The sequence below is a fragment of the Devosia sp. SD17-2 genome (assembly GCF_029201565.1).
Lineage (GTDB): Bacteria > Pseudomonadota > Alphaproteobacteria > Rhizobiales > Devosiaceae > Devosia.
Genome location: NZ_CP104002.1, coordinates 831518 through 849570 on the forward strand (window position 1 = coordinate 831518; position 18053 = coordinate 849570).

The window sequence follows — 18053 nt, forward strand, 5'->3', positions numbered from 1 at the left end:
CGGCCAGTTGCATTGATGGGCCGCTCAGAGACGGCCCATCCCGGATTTTAGCGGACGATCAGCGTGCCGGCGCCGAATTCGGTGAACAGTTCGACCAGCACGACATGGGGCTGCTTGCCGTTGAGGATCACCACGCCTTCGACGCCGTTTTCGAGCGCCTCGAGGCAGGTTTCCACCTTGGGGATCATGCCGCCCGAAATGGTGCCGTCAGCGATCAGCGCCTTGGCGTCGCGCACCGTCAGCTCGGGAATGAGCTTCTTGTTGGCGTCGAGCACGCCGTCGACGTCGGTCAGGAACAGGAGGCGCTTGGCGCCGAGCGAACCGGCGATGGCGCCGGCAAAGGTATCGGCGTTGATGTTATAGGTGGCGCCGTCGCGGCCGGGTGCGACCGGGGCGATCACCGGGATCATTTCCGAGCGGGCGAGGGTGTCGAGCAGAGTGCGGTCGACCTCGACCGGCTCACCGACAAAACCGAGGTCGAGCACACGCTCGATATTGGAGCCGGGGTCCTTGACGGTCTTTTCGGCCTTCTTGGCGAAGACCATGTTGCCGTCCTTGCCGCAGAGGCCGATGGCCCATTCGCCTTCGGCATTGATCAGCGCGACGATTTCCTTGTTGATCGAGCCGGCGAGAACCATCTCGACGACTTCCATGGTGCGCTCGTCAGTTACGCGCAGTCCGCCCTCGAACTTGGACTCGATGCCAAGGTTCTTGAGCATGGATGCAATCTGCGGACCACCACCATGGACCACGATTGGATTGACGCGGGACTGCTTGAGCAGCGCGATATCGCGGGCAAAGGCGCGGCCGAGCTCGATATTGCCCATGGCGTGGCCGCCGTATTTTACGACGACGGTCTTGCCTTCATAGCGCTGCATATAGGGCAGGGCCTGAGCGAGGATACCGGCGTCGTGGCTGAACCGATCGGTGGAGGCTTGGTCGGACATGGGTAGGCGTTTCCCTGGCTAGGCCTGCAGTCGGGCAATGGGTCTAGTCTATTTGTTGTTCCGTTTAAATCGGCAAGCCAGACAAAATCATGTTCGATGATCCGATTGTCCCCCGATTGCGTACTCCGTCACAACCGCACATGCTCATTCGTGCGGACCTCGGAGGCTTGTCGATATGACCATGCAACCGGCTGCTCGGGAAGTGGCTGATTTGATTGCGCGCTGCGCCTTGCGTGACAGGGCCGCGTTTCGTCGACTTTATGACCGCACCAGCGCGAAACTCTTTGGCGTGGTGCTGCGTATCTTGCGTGACAGGGGCGAGGCCGAAGAGGCCGTTCAGGAAGTCTACGTGAAGATTTGGCAGCGCGCCGGACAATATGTGCCCGGTCAGACAAGCCCGATCAGCTGGCTGGTGGCTGTCGCGCGCAATCATGCGCTCGACATGCTGCGGGCCCGCCGTCCCGCCACGGACGATATTGATGAAATATTCGATCTGGCGGACGATATGCCCACGCCCGAGCGGGCGACCGAGACCAAGCAGGACGGGGCGCGGATTACCAATTGCCTCGCGACCCTCGACCCGGATCGGGCCGAGGCAGTCAAGGGAGCCTATCTCGATGGCTTCAGCTACGAAGAACTGGCGCAGCGCTATGCGGTGCCGCTCAATACAATGCGAACCTGGCTGCGCCGCAGCCTCCTAAAACTGCGAGAGTGTTTGACGGCATGAGCACAGGACCACAAGACAGCAAGGGGCAGGGCAAGGCACCCCTCGTGGCCGAATATGTGCTCGGCCTGCTCGACAGCGCCGAACATCTGCGCGTCGAAAAGCTCATTGCCGACAGTCCGGCGCTGCAGAGGGAACGTGATTTCTGGAGCGCGCGGTTCGCCGCTCTCGACAGCGAATTCGAGGAAGTTGCGCCGCCGGCCCATAGCTGGACCGGCATTGAAGCCCGTCTCTTTCCGGCACCCGTGCCACAATCCTGGTGGGATAGTCTGGCGCTCTGGCGCGGCATCACGGCGGGTGCTCTGGCCATTGCTGTTGCCGCCGTCGGATTCTCGCTGGTGCAACCGGCTCCCAATTCGGCCGCTCTCACCACCCAATTGGTTGCTGCGCTTCGTGCAGAGGGCAGCGACGTGCAATTCGTGGCGCTTTACGATGGCACCGGTGAGGTCCGGCTGACGGCACTTTCGGGCTCCGAAGTCCCCGACCGCGATTATGAGCTCTGGGCCATCCAGGGCGGTGGGGCGCCGGTGTCCATGGGTATTGTCCCGGTCAATGCGCGCAGCACCGTCGAACTCAGCCCGGCGATCCAGGCCGGCTGGGGTGAAGGCTCGGTCCTCGCCATCACCCTCGAACCTAAGGGCGGCGCCCCCGACGGCATCGCCTCCGGCCCCATCGTCGCCCAGGGCGCCGTCACGAGGATTTAGGGCAGGGGGAGTTCACCCCCACCCTCAATCCTTCTCACCTAAAATCGCCCCACTGGGGCGATTTTGCCTTCGGCCCGGATCGAAGCCCACAAGGGGGAGGGAGGTGCTCCTGCGTATCCGGCGAAATCGGTGCTCTACCCTAAAGACTTTAAAACACACGATGCCCTCCCTCCCCCTTGTGGGGAGGGCAGCAAAGCTTGGGCCGCGAGGCCCTAGCGGCGCTGGGTGGGGGCTTCTGTACGGCGGTCAGCCAAAAGCACCCCAACCTTGGCCCCATCGTCATTGCCCGGCCTGTTCGGGCAATCCATCTCGCCCCCCCCAAAAAAAACAAAACGAAAAAATCCTGAAACTCTTTTTTCCGGTCTTCCGTAACTGCCTCTGTCCCGATGACACGGGAACGAAATTCAACAGGAAAGACCTCGCTATGACCCTTTCGCTTCGTACTCTCTCCGTCGCCACCATTCTGTCCTTCGGCGCCCTCACCGGCGCTGCCCTTGCCCAGGACAATCCCGAAGTCGGCGGCGCCGCCATGTTCGCTGACAAGAACATCGTCGAAAATGCCGTCAATTCGGCTGACCACACGACCCTCGTTGCCGCGGTCCAGGCTGCTGGCCTTGTCGAAACCCTTTCGGGCGCCGGCCCGTTCACCGTGTTCGCCCCGGTCAATGCTGCCTTTGACGCGCTGCCGGCCGGCACCGTCGACACCCTGCTTCTCCCCGAGAACAAGGACATGCTGACCCAGATCCTCACCTGCCACGTCGTGCCGGCGAAGGCTCTCGCAGCCGACGTCGTCCAGATGGTTACCGACGGCAATGGCGAAGCCGTGGTCGACACAGTCGGCGGCTGCAAGCTGACGCTCAAGGCCGATGATGGAAAGGTCACTGTCACTGACGAAAACGGCACCGTGGCAAATGTAACCATTGCTGACGTTATTCAGTCCAATGGCGTCATTCATGTCATCGACGCTGTCCTTACCCCAAAGAGCTAAGAAGTTAGGTGTGGAGACGTCGCGTTTCTCTCGCGCGACGTCTCACTAAAACTTGACGAACAGTATTCCGAGCTTGCCCTATAGTCCGTGCAAATACCTGCCGGACAACGGCGGGCTCGGGGAAGAGAACGATGCTCCAGACTAGACGCGCCTTTCTGATTTCGGGGACCGCCCTGGGCCTGGTGCTCGCTTTCGGAGTTTTCCGGTTGCCGGCAAAGGTTGATGCCGCCGAAGGGCATTTCGATTTTCAGATGAGCGATGACGAGTGGCGCCAGCGCCTTTCGCCGGAAGCCTATGAAGTGCTTCGTCGCGAAGGCACCGAACGCGCGTTTACTTCGCCGCTCAACGATGAAAAGCGCCACGGGCTCTATCACTGCGCAGGGTGCGATGCGGCACTGTTCTCCTCCGATACCAAATTCGACAGCGGCACCGGCTGGCCCAGCTTCTGGGACTTCATCGGCGGCGCCATTGGCACGTCGGAAGACAACAGCCTGGGCATGAGCCGGGTCGAGGTGCACTGTTCCAATTGCGGTGGTCATCAGGGGCATGTCTTCGAGGACGGTCCCCCGCCCACGGGCCTGCGCTATTGCATCAACGGCGTGGCGCTGAACTTCAAGGCTGCGTAGCGCCGGCGTGCGTGAATTTGTCCCCCTGTCTTGCCACAGGGGTAGACTGGCTCTATGTGCGCCATGAGATCCCTCCCTGGCGCAGACCATGAAAATCACCATTATTCAGACCGGCGATGTCCCGGCGCCGCTGCGGCCGCAGTTCGGCGACTATTCCCGCATGTTCGAGCGGATGTTCGACCGCATTTCGGATAGCTTTGAATACGATTTGGTCGCGGTCAATGCTAACAGTCTGCTACCCGATCCCACCGAAATGACAGCAATTGTTATCACGGGTTCGCCGGCCGGGGTTTATGACGATCTGCCCTGGATCGAGCCGTTGCGCCAATTCATCCGCAAGGCCTATGACGCCGGAATTCCCATGCTCGGCATCTGTTTTGGCCATCAGATCATGGCCGATGCGCTGGGCGGGGACGTCAGAAAATCCGAGAAGGGCTGGGGCGTTGGTCGCCACTGCTACACGGTCGCAGCACGCCCTGATTTCATGACCGATGCGCCCGAAACGCTCTCCATCGCCTGCTCGCATCAGGACCAGGTGATCACCCCGCCGAAAATGGCCGAGGTCATCCTCTCGACGCCTTTCACGCCCAATGCAGGGCTCTATTACGCGAACGGAAAAGCGCTGAGTTTTCAGCCACATCCTGAGTTCGAGGATGATTATGCACTAGCCCTCGCCGAGTTGCGCCGGGCGGTGCTGGGGGCGGAACAGGCGGACAGTGTCGCGGCCAGTTTCTCCACCCCGTCCGACAGCCATTTGCTGTCGGAATATATCGTCAAATTCCTGCGTCAGGCCGTGGCCTGACGCCTGGTTCTAAACGTCGGCTGCGGCCATCAGCAGGGCGATCTCGCTCCGCAAGTGCTTGAGGCCACTGCCCTTTTCGCTCGACGTCTGAATGATGTCAGGATGCGCGGCGGGGCGCTTGGCGATGGTGGCGCGGGTGGCGGCAATAACCTTTTCGAGGTCCCTGGCCAGCGGCTTGTCGACCTTGGTCAGCACCACCTGATAGCTCACCGCGGCGCGGTCGAGCTCGTTCATCACCGAGATGTCGTTGTCCTTGGGGCCGTGGCGGCTGTCGACCAGCACATAGACGCGGCGCAGCGTGGCGCGGCCGGTCAGGTACTGATGGACGAGCTTGGTCCACGCCTTCACCTTCGGCTCGGGCGCCTTGGCGTAGCCATAGCCTGGCATGTCGACGATGCGCAGGTTCTCGCTCTGGCTCTCAAAAATATTGAGTTCCTGGGTGCGGCCGGGGGTGTTGGACGTACGGGCGAGGCCCGTAGTGCCGCACAAGGCGTTGATCAGGCTCGACTTTCCGACATTGGAGCGGCCGGCGAAGGCGATTTCCACCCGGTCCATTTCCGGCAGGTCTGGGATGCTGACGCAGCCTTTGACGAAGAGAATCGGGCGCGCAAACATCAGGCGACCGCGCTCGATGATGTCGGGTGGAAAGTCGGGTTCGGTGCTCATGTCGCGCCTTTCAAAGGCAAGGCCCGCCGGCGTTGCCGACGGGCCTCGGTTAGGGTTCTGGCCGAGGTCAGTTCTTTGGGGTGTCGGCGGGCTTGGGCTTGCGCTTGAAGCTCTCGAGGATATTGCCGAACAGGTTCACCTCTGCGCCGTGCCGCTTCATGATCGTCCACTGCTGGATGATCGAGAGCGTGTTGTTCCAGGCCCAGTAGATCACCAGACCCGCCGGGAATGCGCCCAGCATGAAGGTGAAGATCACCGGCATCCAGTTGAAGATCATCGCCTGGGTCGGATCCGGGGGCGGCGGGTTGAGGCGCATCTGCACCCACATGGAGATGCCCATGATCACCGGCCAGATGCCGAGGTGCAGGAACGAACCGAGCAGCGGCACGACCGTCGGATCCCAGGGGATCAGGCCGAACAGGGTAAAGATATTGGTCGGATCGGGCGCTGCCAAATCCCGGATCCAGCCGAAGAACGGCGCGTGGCGCATCTCAAGGCTGATGAAGATAACGGTGTAGAGGGAGAAGAACACCGGGATCTGCACGAGCACTGGCCAGCAACCGGACAGCGGATTGATCTTTTCCTTCTTGTAGAGCTCCATCATCGCCTGCTGCTGAGCAGGGCGATCGTCCTTGAGGCGCTCCTGGATCGCCTTCATTTCCGGCTGTACGCGGCGCATGGCGGCCATGGACGCGTAGGAACGGTTGGCGAGCGGGAAGAAGATGGCCTTGACGATAACGGTCACGGCAAGAATCGCGAGGCCGAAATTGCCCAGGATGCCGTAGAGCGTCACCAGCAGCCAGTGCATCGGCTTGGTCAGGAAGTGGAACCAGCCCCAGTCGATCAACAGCTCGAGGCGGTCGATGCCATGGTCGCGCTCATAGGAGGCGATGACCTGTTCTTCCTTGGCGCCGGCAAAGACGAAGCTTTCGCTGCTGGCGCTGCCGCCGGCAGGAACGACGATCGGCTGTGTCTCGACATAGTTCGACTGGTAGATCGGCGTCTGGCCCTGAAGCGTGTGGGCAAAGCGCGCATTGATCTGGGTGCCCGGCTTGGGCAGCACGGCGGTTGCCCAGTACTTGTCGGTGATGCCGAGCCAGCCGGTGGTCGAGGAGAAGTCGACCTGACGATCGTTCTGGATATCGTGATACTTGCGCGCGACCCAATTGTTGGAGCCGAGCACGCCGATCAGGCCTTCATGCTGGATGAAGAAGTTCTGCACCGGGGGGGTGCCCTGGCGCACGACGCGTGCGTAGGGGAACAGCGCCACATCGCCCGTACCGGTGTTTTCAACGGTCTGGGTGGTGGTGAAGAGATAGAAATCGTCGACGGCAATTGTGCGCGTGAAGATCAGGCCCTGGCCATTGTCATAGCGCAGAGTGACCGGCGTTGCCGAGGTGAGGGTGGTGTTGTCGCCAACCACGGACCAGAGGGTCTGGCCGTCGGGCAGGGCAACGGTGGAGCCGGCTGCTGGCGCCCAGCCCTGCTCGATGTAATAGCCACCCGGCGCGCCGGCAGGCGAGAGCAGGGTGATGATCGGAGAATCGGGGGCAGTGGTCTCGCGATACTGCTTGAGTTCGAGATCGTCGATCCGCGCGCCGACCAGATTGATCGAGCCATCGAGGTCGGGGGTGTTGATCTCGACGCGAGCGGATGCGGCGATGGCGCTGGCGCGGTCGGCAAACGCAACCGCACCGCCGCTGACGGGTGCGGCGCCTGCTGCGGCTGTGGTCCCGTCCTGCGGCACGGCCAGATTGCCCTGGGCTTCGGCCTGCTGTGCGGCGGCAATTTCAGCCTGCTGCTGCGCGCGCTCGAGCTGCGGCCCGGCGATGAAGAACTGCCAGCCGAACAGCACGAGCATGCTCAGCACGACGGCTAGGATGACATTGCGATTGTCAGAATTCATGGTCTGAGGTTCCGTTGGCCACGGCCGGTATGGGAGCGGTTATTCCCCGCCTTCTCGTCATGCACGCGGATAATCAGGTCGCCCAGATCGGCGACCATCTTGGCGAAAGGCTGGCTCAGCGCCTCACGCCGCGCCACGAGCACATAATCATTGCCGGGCACAAAGTCACCGGCGCAGGCTGCCGCAGCCGCGCGCAGGCGGCGCTTCATGCGGTTTCGCTCGGGGGAGTTGCCGACTTTCTTGGTGACGGTGAAGCCTACGCCTGCGTCGTCATCCTGGGCCGGAATTGCCTGCAGTCCAAATGCAGACCGCCCGGCGCGATTGCCCCGGGCAGCCTTCAGAAATTGCGAGCGCCGCTTCAGGCGGCGCAATTTCACAGATTGGATCGGGAGTTCGGCCGTCATCCGGCCAAAATCCTTAAGCCGAGAGCTTCTTGCGGCCGTCGCGACGACGACGGTTGAGAATCGCACGGCCGTCCTTGGTGGCCATACGGGCGCGGAAACCGTGACGGCGAGCGCGGACGAGCTTGCTGGGCTGATAAGTACGCTTCATGACTTCAGACCGCGCAGAGCACGGTTCCTCTTCTTGGGCACTGCGGGACGCAGAAAAATTCGTTTGGTCAACGGGCGCAGGCCACGTCGACTTCGGTCGAGGGGTCTATAGGGAAAAGCCGGCATCAAGTCAACGCGGCAGCGGGGGGAAAGGGCAAGGTTTCCGCCCTGTTGTCAATCAATCGATATGCCACCATAACGATTACCTTCTTCAGTGCCTGCGGCGGATTTGCCTCGTGTCCCAATCTCCTGACCTGTGCATTGTGGGTGCCGGTGCCCTTGGCATCGCTCTTGCCCTCCATGCTCGCCGTCTCGGAGCCAGTGTCGTGCTGGCCGGCCGGGAAGGGGGCGAGCAGGGGGATCAAGACCAGTCTGCGCTAAGGCTTGCGGCTCTTTCCGCCAGTGCAGCCATGGCCGAAACCCTCCGCCGATCCGCCTCGATGGGGCTGCCGGAGCCCCGCAAGCCGGCGCTCAAGGCTGTCGCCGAGCGGGTCGAAGCCGTCGTTGGCCATCAGGGGATCGAGCACGATGACGTCATACTGACCGCGAAGGGAATAGAGGTCCTTCGCGGTGATGTCCAATTTGCCGGTCCACGCGCCCTTCAGATCGGTGACACGCTTATAAAGCCAGGTGCGACAATTCTCGCCTGCGGCTCGACGGCCATCGTGCCCGAGCTTGAGGGCATTGATCGCGTCCCCGCCTTCACGCTCGATTCCATTCTCGACAATACCCGTAAGCTGACCCATCTGGTGGTCATCGGCGGCGGCGAGGCGGCTGTCGAAATGGCCCAGCTCCAGCGTCGTCTTGGTGCCGAAGTCACTCTGGTGACGCAGGGCGAAGCTTTGCCCGGCTTTGATCGGGAGGGGGTCAATATCCTGTTGCGCAGCCTCGAGGGCGAAGGCGTGCGTATTCTGGCTGGCAGCCGCGTCGCAAAGATCGTGCCGCGCGCCCAGGGCACGGGCGTGCTCGTTGAAACTGCTGAAGGTGAGACCGAGGCACTCGACGTCTCCCATATTCTCTTGGCCGAGGGTCGTGCGGTCGACTGGCGGGCGCTGGATCTCGCCAAGGCGCGGCTCCGTCCGCGCAAGGGAGAAGACACGGGACTGGTTCATGGTCCTCTGGGCCAGACCTCAAATCCCGCCGTGCGCCTTGTTGGTCCCGCCGCTGGTATGGAGCAATTCCCCGCAGCCCTCGCGCATGGCCGGGCCGTGGTGGAAGCTCTGGTTCACGGTGGATCAGGGACGACGCCGATCGTGCCGCGCATTGTCGGTACGGAACCGGCGTTGGCCCAGTTGGGAGCCATGGCCGCGGGGTCGAACAAAAAGACCATCGGCCGTCAGCTGCTGCGGGCCAATCTGGGTGAGAATGCCCTGATGGCGGCGCGGGGGCAGCGCCGGGGCCTTGTCAAACTCGCTATCGAAAAGAATGAGCAGATCGTGGGCGCAGTCATCGTGGCGCCCGATGCCGGTGAGCTTGCCGGGCTCGTGGGGCTCGCCATGCACAGGCGTATTGGCCTCAGGGGGCTTGCAGCCATGCCCGTGCCGCGTCCGAGCCTTGCTGCCGCGCTGCAGGAGCTGGCCGATGAGGCGCTCCCACCGCGCCCCCCTTCCCCCTCCCTGAAGCTCCGGCGAGCCGTTCGGTCTCTCATTACGCGCTAGGCGTGGCGGAGGGGTGACCGGCAGAGGCGCTTGGCTTAATATCGAATCACGATGTCCGACGAATCCCGTGCCAGTACCGTTCGTCTTTCCAGCCTGTCCAACAAGCTGATAGCCGCGATCATTGCTGTCATCTTTCTCGTCGAGATCGTGATCTACCTCCCATCCCTCGCCATGTTCCGCGCTACCTGGCTCGATGATCGGCTGCGTGTGGGTGTCGTGGCCGCACGTGTGCTGGACGCCGTGCCCGACGTAATGGCCCTGCCGCGCAGCCTGACCGACCGCCTGCTGACCTCCGCCGGGGCGGACGCCATCGTCTATCGCCGTGCCGGCCAGAGCCAGCTCATCGAGCTGGCCGAGCCGGTGTCGCCCGAAGTCGTCGTGACCGCCGACATGCGCCAGCGCGATATCGGCAGCCTGATGGTCGGCGCCATCGACACGCTGCTGGCCGGGCCCGGGCGAACGCTTCGAATCATCGGGGAGGGGGACATTGACGAAAGTCTCGTCGAGATTCTTATGCCCGAGACGCAGCTGCGGCGGGACATGATCGACTATTCGCGCAATATCCTTCTGGTCTCGCTCGGCATCGCCGCCGTGACGGCCTTTGCGCTCTATATGCTGGTCAGCCAGCTCTTCATTTTACCGATCCAGCGACTGACGCGAAACATATTGAGTTTCCGGCAGGCCCCCGAGAATGCCTCGCTCATCCTCAGCGCCACGACGCGGCGGGACGAGATCGGCGTGCTTGAACGCGAGCTCTCGGCCATGGAAGGGGAATTGTTCTCCATGCTGCGCCAGCAGCGCCATCTGGCTGACCTCGGCCTCGCCGTCGCCAAGATCAATCACGATCTGCGCAATACGCTCACTTCGGCGCAATTGCTTTCCGATCAGGTGGCGACGCTCGATGATCCCAAAGTGCAGCGCCTCGCTCCGCGGCTCGTCACCACGCTCGACAAGGCCATCGGCTTTGCCCAGTCAGTGCTCGACTATGGGCGCGAAGCGGCAAGCGTGCCGGTGCTGGCACCCGTCGCCCTGCGTGGCCTCGTCGAGGACGCAGCTTTTGAGGCCCGGGTCGCCGGACACCCCGATATCAGTTTCGACAATGCCATTGCCGAGGATGTCGTTGTTCTCATCGATGCGGGGCAGATGGGGCGGGTCTTCGTCAATCTGCTCAAGAACGCCCGCGAGGCGCTGGAAGCCGCGCCGCAGCGTGCGGGCGCGCAGATAGTCGTCACTTCGCATCTGGTCGGCGCTGACGTTAACGTGTGGGTCACAGATAACGGCCCGGGGCTGCCGCCACGCGCCCGCGACAATCTTTTTGTCGCCTTCGAAGGATCGGCCCGCGCCGGCGGAACTGGCCTAGGCCTTGCGATTGCACGCGAATTGACCGAGGCCAACGGCGGCCAGCTGCGCCATGTTGACCCTGAAGAGGGCGGAACCCGCTTCGAATTGGTCTTGCCTGTGGATATTCACAGCCAATGAGACATTGACGGCAAAAAGCTGTCGCTGCCGCTTGCAATGCGGAAAACACCAATGTAATGGGTTGCCTCGTTGGACGGAGAGATTGCTCTCCCCCAGCAAACGCCGCGAAAAAGCGGCATGCGCGCCCGTAGCTCAGCTGGATAGAGCACCAGACTACGAATCTGGGGGTCGGACGTTCGAATCGTTCCGGGCGCGCCATTTCTACCTTTCAGTGTAGAAATTCAATTTTTCCCAACATAATCAATGATCGCTTTGCCTGCAGGGCAGTGTTGCCCTCGGGCATCTCGCCCTGTCGTGTTGGGTTGGACTCATCGCGCGCCAAGAGCGTAGGCTGATCGCCACAGCATGATGATCCACGCCCCAGCAGGGGCACTCAGCGGCTGTTGGGGGCCTCTGCGGTGTCGCGCGTGGGTCCGGCGGTGCCCAGGCCTCGTGGTGGCCCTTCTGAGGCGTTGTACGCCGGCCATACATTCGGAGGGGCTTGTGCCCAAATGATAACGCCCGATCCGGGGATCGGGCGTTATCTAGAGGTGGCGCCAAGTGCCGCGTTATTTAGCCGATGCGGTGGCGGTCGCTTCCGAACAGGTGGGCGGCAGCCGGATCGAAGGCGAGGGAGATCGGGGCGCCAGCGGAGTGTCCCGACTGACCGGGCAGGACGGCGGTAATTTCCCCGCCTTCAGCCAGTTTCACGCGGACGACCGTTTCGTTACCGAGTTGCTCGATGAGCTGAACGATGCCCTTGAGCGGACCATTTGCGTCGGACACGAGAGCATGCGGGCGCACGCCGAGGGTAACCGCATCGCCAGCAGCGACCGACGCGATGCCTTCAGTGGCGACTTCAACCTTTGTGGTGCCAAGTGCGACCGTGACGAGGCCGTTGCCGACCTCTTCGATCTTGCCAGGAACAAGGTTCATGTTTGGAGCGCCAATAAAGCCGGCGACAAAGAGATTGGCGGGCTTGTTATAAAGCTCGAGCGGGGAGCCGACCTGCTGGACGACGCCGGCATCGAGCACCACGATCTTGTCGGCCAGCGTCATGGCCTCCACCTGATCATGGGTCACATAGATCATGGTAGCGTCGAGATCCTTGTGCAGGCGCGCCAGTTCCATCCGCATGTCCCCGCGAAGGGCTGCGTCAAGGTTCGACAGGGGTTCGTCGAAGAGGAAGACGTCAGGCTGGCGCACGATGGCGCGGCCGATGGCGACGCGCTGGCGCTGGCCGCCGGAGAGCTGGGCAGGCTTGCGATCGAGCAGGTGCTCCATCTGCAGGATGCGGGCCGCTTCGCGGATCTTGGCGTCGCGCACATCCTTGGCCGTGCCAGCCATTTTGAGCCCAAAACCGACATTGTCGTAAACGCTCATATGGGGATAGAGCGCGTAGGACTGGAACACCATGGCGACGCCACGGTCACGCGGCTCGACGTCGTTGACGACGCGGTCGCCTATGGCGATCGTACCTTCGGTGATGTCCTCAAGCCCGGCAATCATGCGCAGCAAGGTGGACTTTCCGCAGCCTGATGGCCCGACGAAGACGACAAACTCACCATGGGCGATGTCGAGGTCGACGCCTTTGATGACAGGCACTGGGCCGTAATTCTTGCGGACGGAGCGGATGGTCAGGCCAGCCATGGAAGAAACTCCTTTAGCCCTTCACCGCGCCCTGCATCAGGGCGGCGACGAACTGGCGTTGGAACATGAGGAAAATGATGATGGTCGGCGTGAGGATGAGCAGCGCGCCGGCGCAGAGCAGCGGAATATCGGTGCCCCACTGGCCCTGGAAGGCGCCGAGGGCACCCGCCATGGTGCGCTGCATCGGGTCCTGCACCAAGACCACGGGCAGCAGGAACTGGTTCCAGGTCCAGAGGAAAAGCAGGATGGTCAGCGACATGATGGCCGGACGGGCCAAGGGCACCTGCACATACCAGAATTCCCGCCAGCGTGTGGCGCCGTCGAGCTGGGCCGCTTCGGTGAGGTCGTGCGGCACGTTGAGGAAGTGCGCGCGCATCCAGTAGACGCCAAAGGGCATGTAGAGGCCGATCAGCGGCAGGATGATTGCAAAGCGGGTGTTGAGGAGGCCCATGGCCCGCACTTCGTAATAAAGCGGCGTGATCACCGCCTCGAAAGGCAGCGTCAGGCCGAAGACGAAGATCAGGTAGAGCCACTTGTATTTATTGGTGGTGAGCTTGGCCAAGCCATAGCCCGCCATGGTGGCCAGAAGCACGGAGATCGGTACCACGCCTAGAACGATCAGCCCGCTCGAGATGAGCAGTTGGTCCATTTTAGCGACTTCGAAGGCACGGACGAAATTGCCCCATTGCGGGTCTGCCGGCCATTGCAGGCCATTGGGATAGGTGCCCTGCGGCGCCAGCGCGGCCGAGAGCATGGAGAGGAAGGGCAGCAGGGTCAGGATCATCAGGATGATGATGAGACCCCGCGCGACGAGTGTGTTTGGACGCGGCAGTGTCATTTCTTTTCCCGAGCGAACCACTGGACCGGTGCGATGGAGATCAGCACCAGGATCATCAGGACAATGGCCAGCGCCGAGGCGAGGCCAACCTGACGATGGGCAAAGGCGAGGCGATAGATCTCGAGCCCGGGCACCATGGTCGTAATGCCCGGACCGCCCTGGGTGGCGATGTAGACGATGTCAAAGCTCGCCAGCGCCGAGATGACGGTGAGGGTCACGCAGACGGCGATTTCCTGACGAAGACCGGGCAGGGTGATGTAACGGAATTCATGCCAAGGGCGCGCGCCGTCGAGACGGGCGGCCTCATAGAGGCTCGGGTCGATCTTGGTGATGCCGGTGACAAGCAGCATGGTGCAGAGGCCGAGCAAGACCCATGCACCGATGATGCCGACAGCGGGCAGGGCCCAGACGAAGTCGCCCAGCCAGCCGCGCGCCCAGTCGGAGAGACCGACGGCACGCAGGCCCTGATTGACGACACCGGTATTGGCGAACATCCAGCTCCAGGCGATGCCGGCGGCAACCAGCGGAATGACCTGGGGCAGGAACAGAATGGTGCGGGTCGCGGTGCCGAACGGCCCCGCCATATGGCCGCGGATGACGGACGCGACCGCCAGTCCCAGCACGACCGGAATGATGGTGAAATAGCCCACGAGCTGGAAGGCATTGCCGATGATCTGCAGCAGCTTGGGGTCGGTCAGGACTGTGATGTAGTTGGTGAGGCCGTGGAAACGCGCCTCGCCGATCCCGTCCCAGCGCAGGAACGAGTAGTAAAAGCTCATGGCCAGTGGTACGAGCACGAAGGCTGCGTAAAAGGCGAAGGCGGGGGCAACAAAGAGCCAGGCCGCCCTTCTGGACTTGCGGCTCCCCCGGGACTGGGGGAGCCGCTGTTCTTGCCGCTGCGCGGCAGGTGTCGAGGACATGTGTCTAGTTCACCTTCACTCTGTTCGTGTCGCGCAGCAGATCCCGATCAGCGGGACAGCTGGGTCTCGTATTCGCGCTGGACGGCGTCGAGCAGGCCCTGGGCATTCTGCTGGCCGCCAACCATCTTCTGCAGTTCCGGGGTCCAGCCCGCGGCGAAGATAGCGCCGGTGGCGTTGGCGATGAAGTCCATCGCGCCATTGTCCTGGGCAAGGGTCGCGCCAGCGGCGAGCGAGGCTTCGGTCACCGAGCCGGGTTCAACAGCCGGGATGGCCAGATCGGCCGGGCCGCCCGGGTTGGAACCGCCCACCGCAACGTTGATCTTGCGGGCTTCATCATTGGTGGCAACCCAATCCAGGAAGAAGGCAGCGCAATCGGCATTGTTGGCATTGGCGCCGATACCGAAGGTCAGCGGTGCGGACATGGAAGCATGACGGCCACCCTCTTCCAGCGGCGGCATGATGAAGAAGCCGTACTTGCCGGCAGCATTGCTGTCAAAATTGCCGGATTCCCAGTCACCGTTGAACATGAAGAGGCCTTCGCCCCCCATGAAACGGCTCATCATCTGGAAATATTCGATGGCGTTGGCATCGGAGGGGAAGAAGCCGGACTTGATCCAACCTTCGAGGTGCTCGGCAGCCTTGAGGTTGTCAGCGGTGTTGATGGTGGCGCCGTCCTTCTGGAAGATCCAGTCGTTGATCGGCTCGGGCGCACCATAGGAGCCCATCAGGTTCTGCAGCGGGAAGGCGAGGCCGCCCGTGCCCTTATTGAACTGCATGATCGGCTGAATGCCGGCTTCCTTGGCCTTGGACATCAGCGCGTCGAGTTCGGCAAGGGTCTTGGGCGCTTCGGTCATGCCGATCTGGGCCGCCAGTTCCTTGTTATAGAACACGCCGGTCATCGAGTAATTGAGGCCCATGGCGTAGAGCGAGCCCGTGCCGCGCGGGCGGCCGCCGTCTTCAACGCGCAGCTGCACCAGCTGGCCAGCGGGGAACTTGTCCCAGCCGAATTCGTCGAAGTAACCGTCGAGATTCTTGAGCAGATTGTTGGCGACGAGGTCGGTCAACGAGGGCAGGCGGATCAGGTCCGGAGCGTTCGGCTCGGACAGGATGCGCGGCGAGTTCTCCATCATATTGGCGAACTGGTCTTCCTTGATGTCAAAGGTGACATTGGGGAACTGCTTGGTGAATTCTTCGGCCAGGCGCGTGGGCAGCGGGAAGCCGGTTTCAAAATATGAATTGAGTACGACCGGGTCTGGGCCGCAGCTCGGTGCGGCCAGCGCGGTGCCGGCAGTCGCAGCAACCGACAAGGTCAGTGCGGCAATGCGCAGGGCGTGGCGGGACTGTTTTCTCACGGTTACCTCCTCCAAGGGGTAGATGCAGTGGATATTTCCGTCTGCTAAATGGATTTAGCGCACGAGCACTCGACGCTGTCAATATGGCCGAATGCGCGCAACGGATGACTTAGACGATCGAGCGCAGGGCCGAGATAATCTCGGTCGCACGCTGATCCTCCGGCCCCATCATCCAATTGGTGACAAAGCCGAATCCGATCTGGCGGGTGGGGTCGGCAAAGCCGACCTGTCCACCAGCGCCATCATGGCCGAAACAGGCGTCGCCAAGATAGCGCCGCGCTTCGGAATCAAGCTGGAAGCCATAGCCCCAGCGGGAGTAAGGCGGGTCACCGCCGAAAACGGGCTTCCCCTGGCTCTGGGCGCGGGTCGCATCGCCAATGGTAGCGGCATTAAGGAGGCGCACGCCGCGCGTGGGCGCGACAACGGCGGACCATATGGTGGCCAGCGCCTCTGCCGAGGCGATGCCGCCCGCGCCGGGGATTTCTGCTGCGCGAATACGCGCGGCGTTGAAACCGCCGGTTTCGCTGACGAGATCTACAGGCAGCGCATGGCCCAGCGTCATGGCCTTATAAGGCCAGTTCGGCGCGGTCTTCTTGGCCTCTTCTGCCCAAAGGTTCTGCAGCGGCTGGCTGACGCGGATATGCGCTGGCCGTTTCGCGTGTTCGTCCGGCAGGCCGATCCACGCATCGACGCCAAGTGGCGCGGTGATCAGCTCGCGAAAATAGGTCCCGACAGACTTGCCGGTGACCCTGCGGACTATTTCGCCGGCGACCCAGCCGTGGGTCAGGGCGTGATATTGATAGCCCGTACCAAGCGTCCAAAGCGGCTCCTGCGCGGCGAGGACGGAGACGACGCGATCCCAGTCGACGATGTCGTCTTCGCTGAGATCGGCACGCGGTGCGGAGAGTCCAGCCTGATGCGACAGCGCCTCGCCGACAGTGACGTTTTCTTTGCCGGCGGCGGCAAATTCAGGCCAGTACTGCGCGACAGGTGCCCGGTAATCGAGGCGACCTTCTTCCACCAGCCTGGCGGCGAGGATCGAGACCAGCCCCTTGGTGCAGGAGAAGATCGTGGTCGGTGTGTCCTTTTCCCAAAGACGGCCGTCACGCGCGTCAGCTACGCCCCCCCAGAGGTCGGCCACGGTCTCGCCGCCCCGAACGATATGGAGGCTCGCTCCCATCTGCGGGCGATCGGCGAAGGCGTTTTGGAAGGCTTCAGCCACCGGCTCGAAACCGGGCTGAACGTGCCCCTGGATTTCAATGGACATCGTTATCCCTCCACCGCGAGGTAGCCATCGGGTCCGACATGTACCGGGATCGGATCGCTGACCCCGCCCATGAACTCACCGTCTTCGGTGACATTATTGAACGCCAACAGAAATGGCTTGCCGTCGCGGTCCTTGGCGATGCGGCCGGCGTAGAGCCGCTCATCGACCAGAAGGCGCGCGTTGGAGAAGTCGACAGCGCCGGGCATCGCGCCGACGGGCAGGCTCCACACACCGCCCTCTTCACCCATGCGCGGCCTACAGAGTTTTGGCGTATCGCAGCAGAAAATAAGGTGGTTCTGGCCGTTGATCTCGATGACCTGAAAGACTTCGAGATGGGCAAAGCCCGAGCCGGTTGCGCTCAGTGCAGGCTGGACGGTCCAGGTGTCGAGATCGGGCGATGTGACATAGGCCATGACGCCGCGATCAGGTTCCGTGCCCGTCTTGGCGCGAGCGGTGATCAGCATGTGCCATGTGTCGTCGCCCGGATTACGGAAAACCCAGGGATCGCGCCAGGCCTCTTCGGGCCAGCTCGAGGTGCCGAGCGTTTCATAAAGCGCCGGATCCGCCACACAGATCGGGCCGGGCTGCTTGGTCCAGGTGAACAGATCGGGCGAGGTGGCAACGCCGATGGTTTCGATATTGGCTGCGCTGTCGGACGAGAGGAAGCGCGAGCCAGTGTAAAACATGCGCCATAGGCCATTGTCGTCGCGGATGATGGACCCGGTCCAGGTGGCGCTGCCGTCGAAACTGCCGGACGCACCTGCGTCAAACGCCAGGCCGTGGTCCGTCCAATTGGTCAGGTCGGTTGAGGTTGCATGACCGATACGTGCATTGCGGTGACGCAGATCGGGATTGCCCAGCGACTTGGGGGCATGGAGATAAAAGAGGTGGAAGCGGTCGCCGTCATCGGCGAGCCAAAAATCCCAAACCCAATGATCCGGACGGTTGAAAGCCATTTCCCCCCCCTGCTAAAACCATTTAGCAAATGCTACGATG

At 62.4% G+C, this 18053-nt stretch carries 18 protein-coding genes and 1 tRNA gene; 8 read left to right on the forward strand and 11 right to left on the reverse strand.

Going from position 1 to position 18053, the window contains the following annotated elements:
• Positions 1–47: 47 nt before the first annotated feature.
• On the reverse strand, positions 48–947 hold the full coding sequence (gene argB / locus NYQ88_RS04165; protein ID WP_275653713.1) for an acetylglutamate kinase: 900 nt from the start codon (positions 945–947) through the stop codon (positions 48–50).
• A 181-nt stretch (positions 948–1128) separates the two neighbouring features.
• On the opposite strand from argB, the gene NYQ88_RS04170 reads away from it, so the two are divergent.
• The 5 genes from NYQ88_RS04170 to NYQ88_RS04190 all read left to right on the forward strand — a co-directional run bounded on the left by NYQ88_RS04170 (position 1129) and on the right by NYQ88_RS04190 (position 4791).
• Positions 1129–1674 carry a sigma-70 family RNA polymerase sigma factor gene (locus tag NYQ88_RS04170; RefSeq protein ID WP_275654839.1) on the forward strand — a complete coding sequence of 182 codons (546 nt, stop codon included), beginning with the start codon at positions 1129–1131 and terminating at the stop codon, positions 1672–1674.
• The gene (locus tag NYQ88_RS04175; RefSeq protein ID WP_275653714.1) at positions 1671–2375 is read left to right on the forward strand and encodes an anti-sigma factor; all 705 of its coding nucleotides are present in this window, start codon (positions 1671–1673) and stop codon (positions 2373–2375) included. The genes NYQ88_RS04170 and NYQ88_RS04175 overlap by 4 nt, the downstream gene beginning before the upstream one ends.
• Before the next feature lie 424 nt (positions 2376–2799).
• Positions 2800–3363 carry a fasciclin domain-containing protein gene (locus tag NYQ88_RS04180; protein ID WP_275653715.1) on the forward strand — a complete coding sequence of 188 codons (564 nt, stop codon included), beginning with the start codon at positions 2800–2802 and terminating at the stop codon, positions 3361–3363.
• Positions 3364–3494: 131 nt separating this feature from the next.
• The gene (msrB, locus tag NYQ88_RS04185; RefSeq protein WP_275653716.1) at positions 3495–3989 is read left to right on the forward strand and encodes a peptide-methionine (R)-S-oxide reductase MsrB; all 495 of its coding nucleotides are present in this window, start codon (positions 3495–3497) and stop codon (positions 3987–3989) included.
• Between the two features lie 88 nt (positions 3990–4077).
• Complete coding sequence (locus NYQ88_RS04190; RefSeq protein ID WP_275653717.1) at positions 4078–4791, forward strand: gamma-glutamyl-gamma-aminobutyrate hydrolase family protein; 714 nt, start codon at positions 4078–4080, stop codon at positions 4789–4791.
• A gap of 9 nt (positions 4792–4800) precedes the next feature.
• Here NYQ88_RS04190 and yihA read toward each other — a convergent pair whose 3' ends face one another.
• From yihA to rpmH, 4 genes are all read right to left on the reverse strand, one after another.
• Positions 4801–5457 carry a ribosome biogenesis GTP-binding protein YihA/YsxC gene (gene yihA, locus NYQ88_RS04195; protein ID WP_275653718.1) on the reverse strand — a complete coding sequence of 219 codons (657 nt, stop codon included), beginning with the start codon at positions 5455–5457 and terminating at the stop codon, positions 4801–4803.
• A gap of 67 nt (positions 5458–5524) precedes the next feature.
• The gene (yidC, locus tag NYQ88_RS04200) at positions 5525–7363 is read right to left on the reverse strand and encodes a membrane protein insertase YidC (protein ID WP_275653719.1); all 1839 of its coding nucleotides are present in this window, start codon (positions 7361–7363) and stop codon (positions 5525–5527) included.
• Positions 7360–7767 carry a ribonuclease P protein component gene (rnpA, locus tag NYQ88_RS04205; RefSeq protein WP_275653720.1) on the reverse strand — a complete coding sequence of 136 codons (408 nt, stop codon included), beginning with the start codon at positions 7765–7767 and terminating at the stop codon, positions 7360–7362. The genes yidC and rnpA overlap by 4 nt, the downstream gene beginning before the upstream one ends.
• Before the next feature lie 13 nt (positions 7768–7780).
• Positions 7781–7915 (reverse strand): 50S ribosomal protein L34, encoded by a 135-nt coding sequence (gene rpmH / locus NYQ88_RS04210; RefSeq protein ID WP_035077916.1) that lies wholly within the window; start codon positions 7913–7915, stop codon positions 7781–7783.
• A gap of 235 nt (positions 7916–8150) precedes the next feature.
• Between rpmH and NYQ88_RS04215 the strand changes: the two genes are divergently transcribed.
• From NYQ88_RS04215 to NYQ88_RS04225, 3 genes are all read left to right on the forward strand, one after another.
• The gene (locus NYQ88_RS04215; protein ID WP_275653721.1) at positions 8151–9572 is read left to right on the forward strand and encodes an FAD-dependent oxidoreductase; all 1422 of its coding nucleotides are present in this window, start codon (positions 8151–8153) and stop codon (positions 9570–9572) included.
• Between the two features lie 51 nt (positions 9573–9623).
• A complete protein-coding gene (locus NYQ88_RS04220) occupies positions 9624–11051 on the forward strand; it encodes a HAMP domain-containing sensor histidine kinase (RefSeq protein ID WP_275653722.1) in 1428 nt (475 codons plus the stop codon).
• A 121-nt stretch (positions 11052–11172) separates the two neighbouring features.
• Positions 11173–11249, forward strand: a tRNA-Arg gene (locus NYQ88_RS04225).
• A 354-nt stretch (positions 11250–11603) separates the two neighbouring features.
• Here NYQ88_RS04225 and ugpC read toward each other — a convergent pair.
• The 6 genes from ugpC to NYQ88_RS04255 form a co-directional block, all read right to left on the reverse strand.
• A complete protein-coding gene (gene ugpC / locus NYQ88_RS04230) occupies positions 11604–12680 on the reverse strand; it encodes a sn-glycerol-3-phosphate ABC transporter ATP-binding protein UgpC (RefSeq protein WP_275653723.1) in 1077 nt (358 codons plus the stop codon).
• A 13-nt stretch (positions 12681–12693) separates the two neighbouring features.
• Complete coding sequence (locus NYQ88_RS04235; protein ID WP_275653724.1) at positions 12694–13518, reverse strand: carbohydrate ABC transporter permease; 825 nt, start codon at positions 13516–13518, stop codon at positions 12694–12696.
• The gene (locus NYQ88_RS04240; protein WP_275653725.1) at positions 13515–14438 is read right to left on the reverse strand and encodes a sugar ABC transporter permease; all 924 of its coding nucleotides are present in this window, start codon (positions 14436–14438) and stop codon (positions 13515–13517) included. The genes NYQ88_RS04235 and NYQ88_RS04240 overlap by 4 nt, the downstream gene beginning before the upstream one ends.
• A 47-nt stretch (positions 14439–14485) precedes the next feature.
• Complete coding sequence (locus NYQ88_RS04245) at positions 14486–15790, reverse strand: ABC transporter substrate-binding protein (protein WP_275653726.1); 1305 nt, start codon at positions 15788–15790, stop codon at positions 14486–14488.
• A 109-nt stretch (positions 15791–15899) separates the two neighbouring features.
• Complete coding sequence (locus NYQ88_RS04250; protein WP_275653727.1) at positions 15900–17057, reverse strand: serine hydrolase domain-containing protein; 1158 nt, start codon at positions 17055–17057, stop codon at positions 15900–15902.
• Positions 17058–17059: 2 nt separating this feature from the next.
• A complete protein-coding gene (locus NYQ88_RS04255) occupies positions 17060–18013 on the reverse strand; it encodes a glycoside hydrolase family 68 protein (RefSeq protein WP_275653728.1) in 954 nt (317 codons plus the stop codon).
• Between the last annotated feature and the right edge of the window lie 40 nt (positions 18014–18053).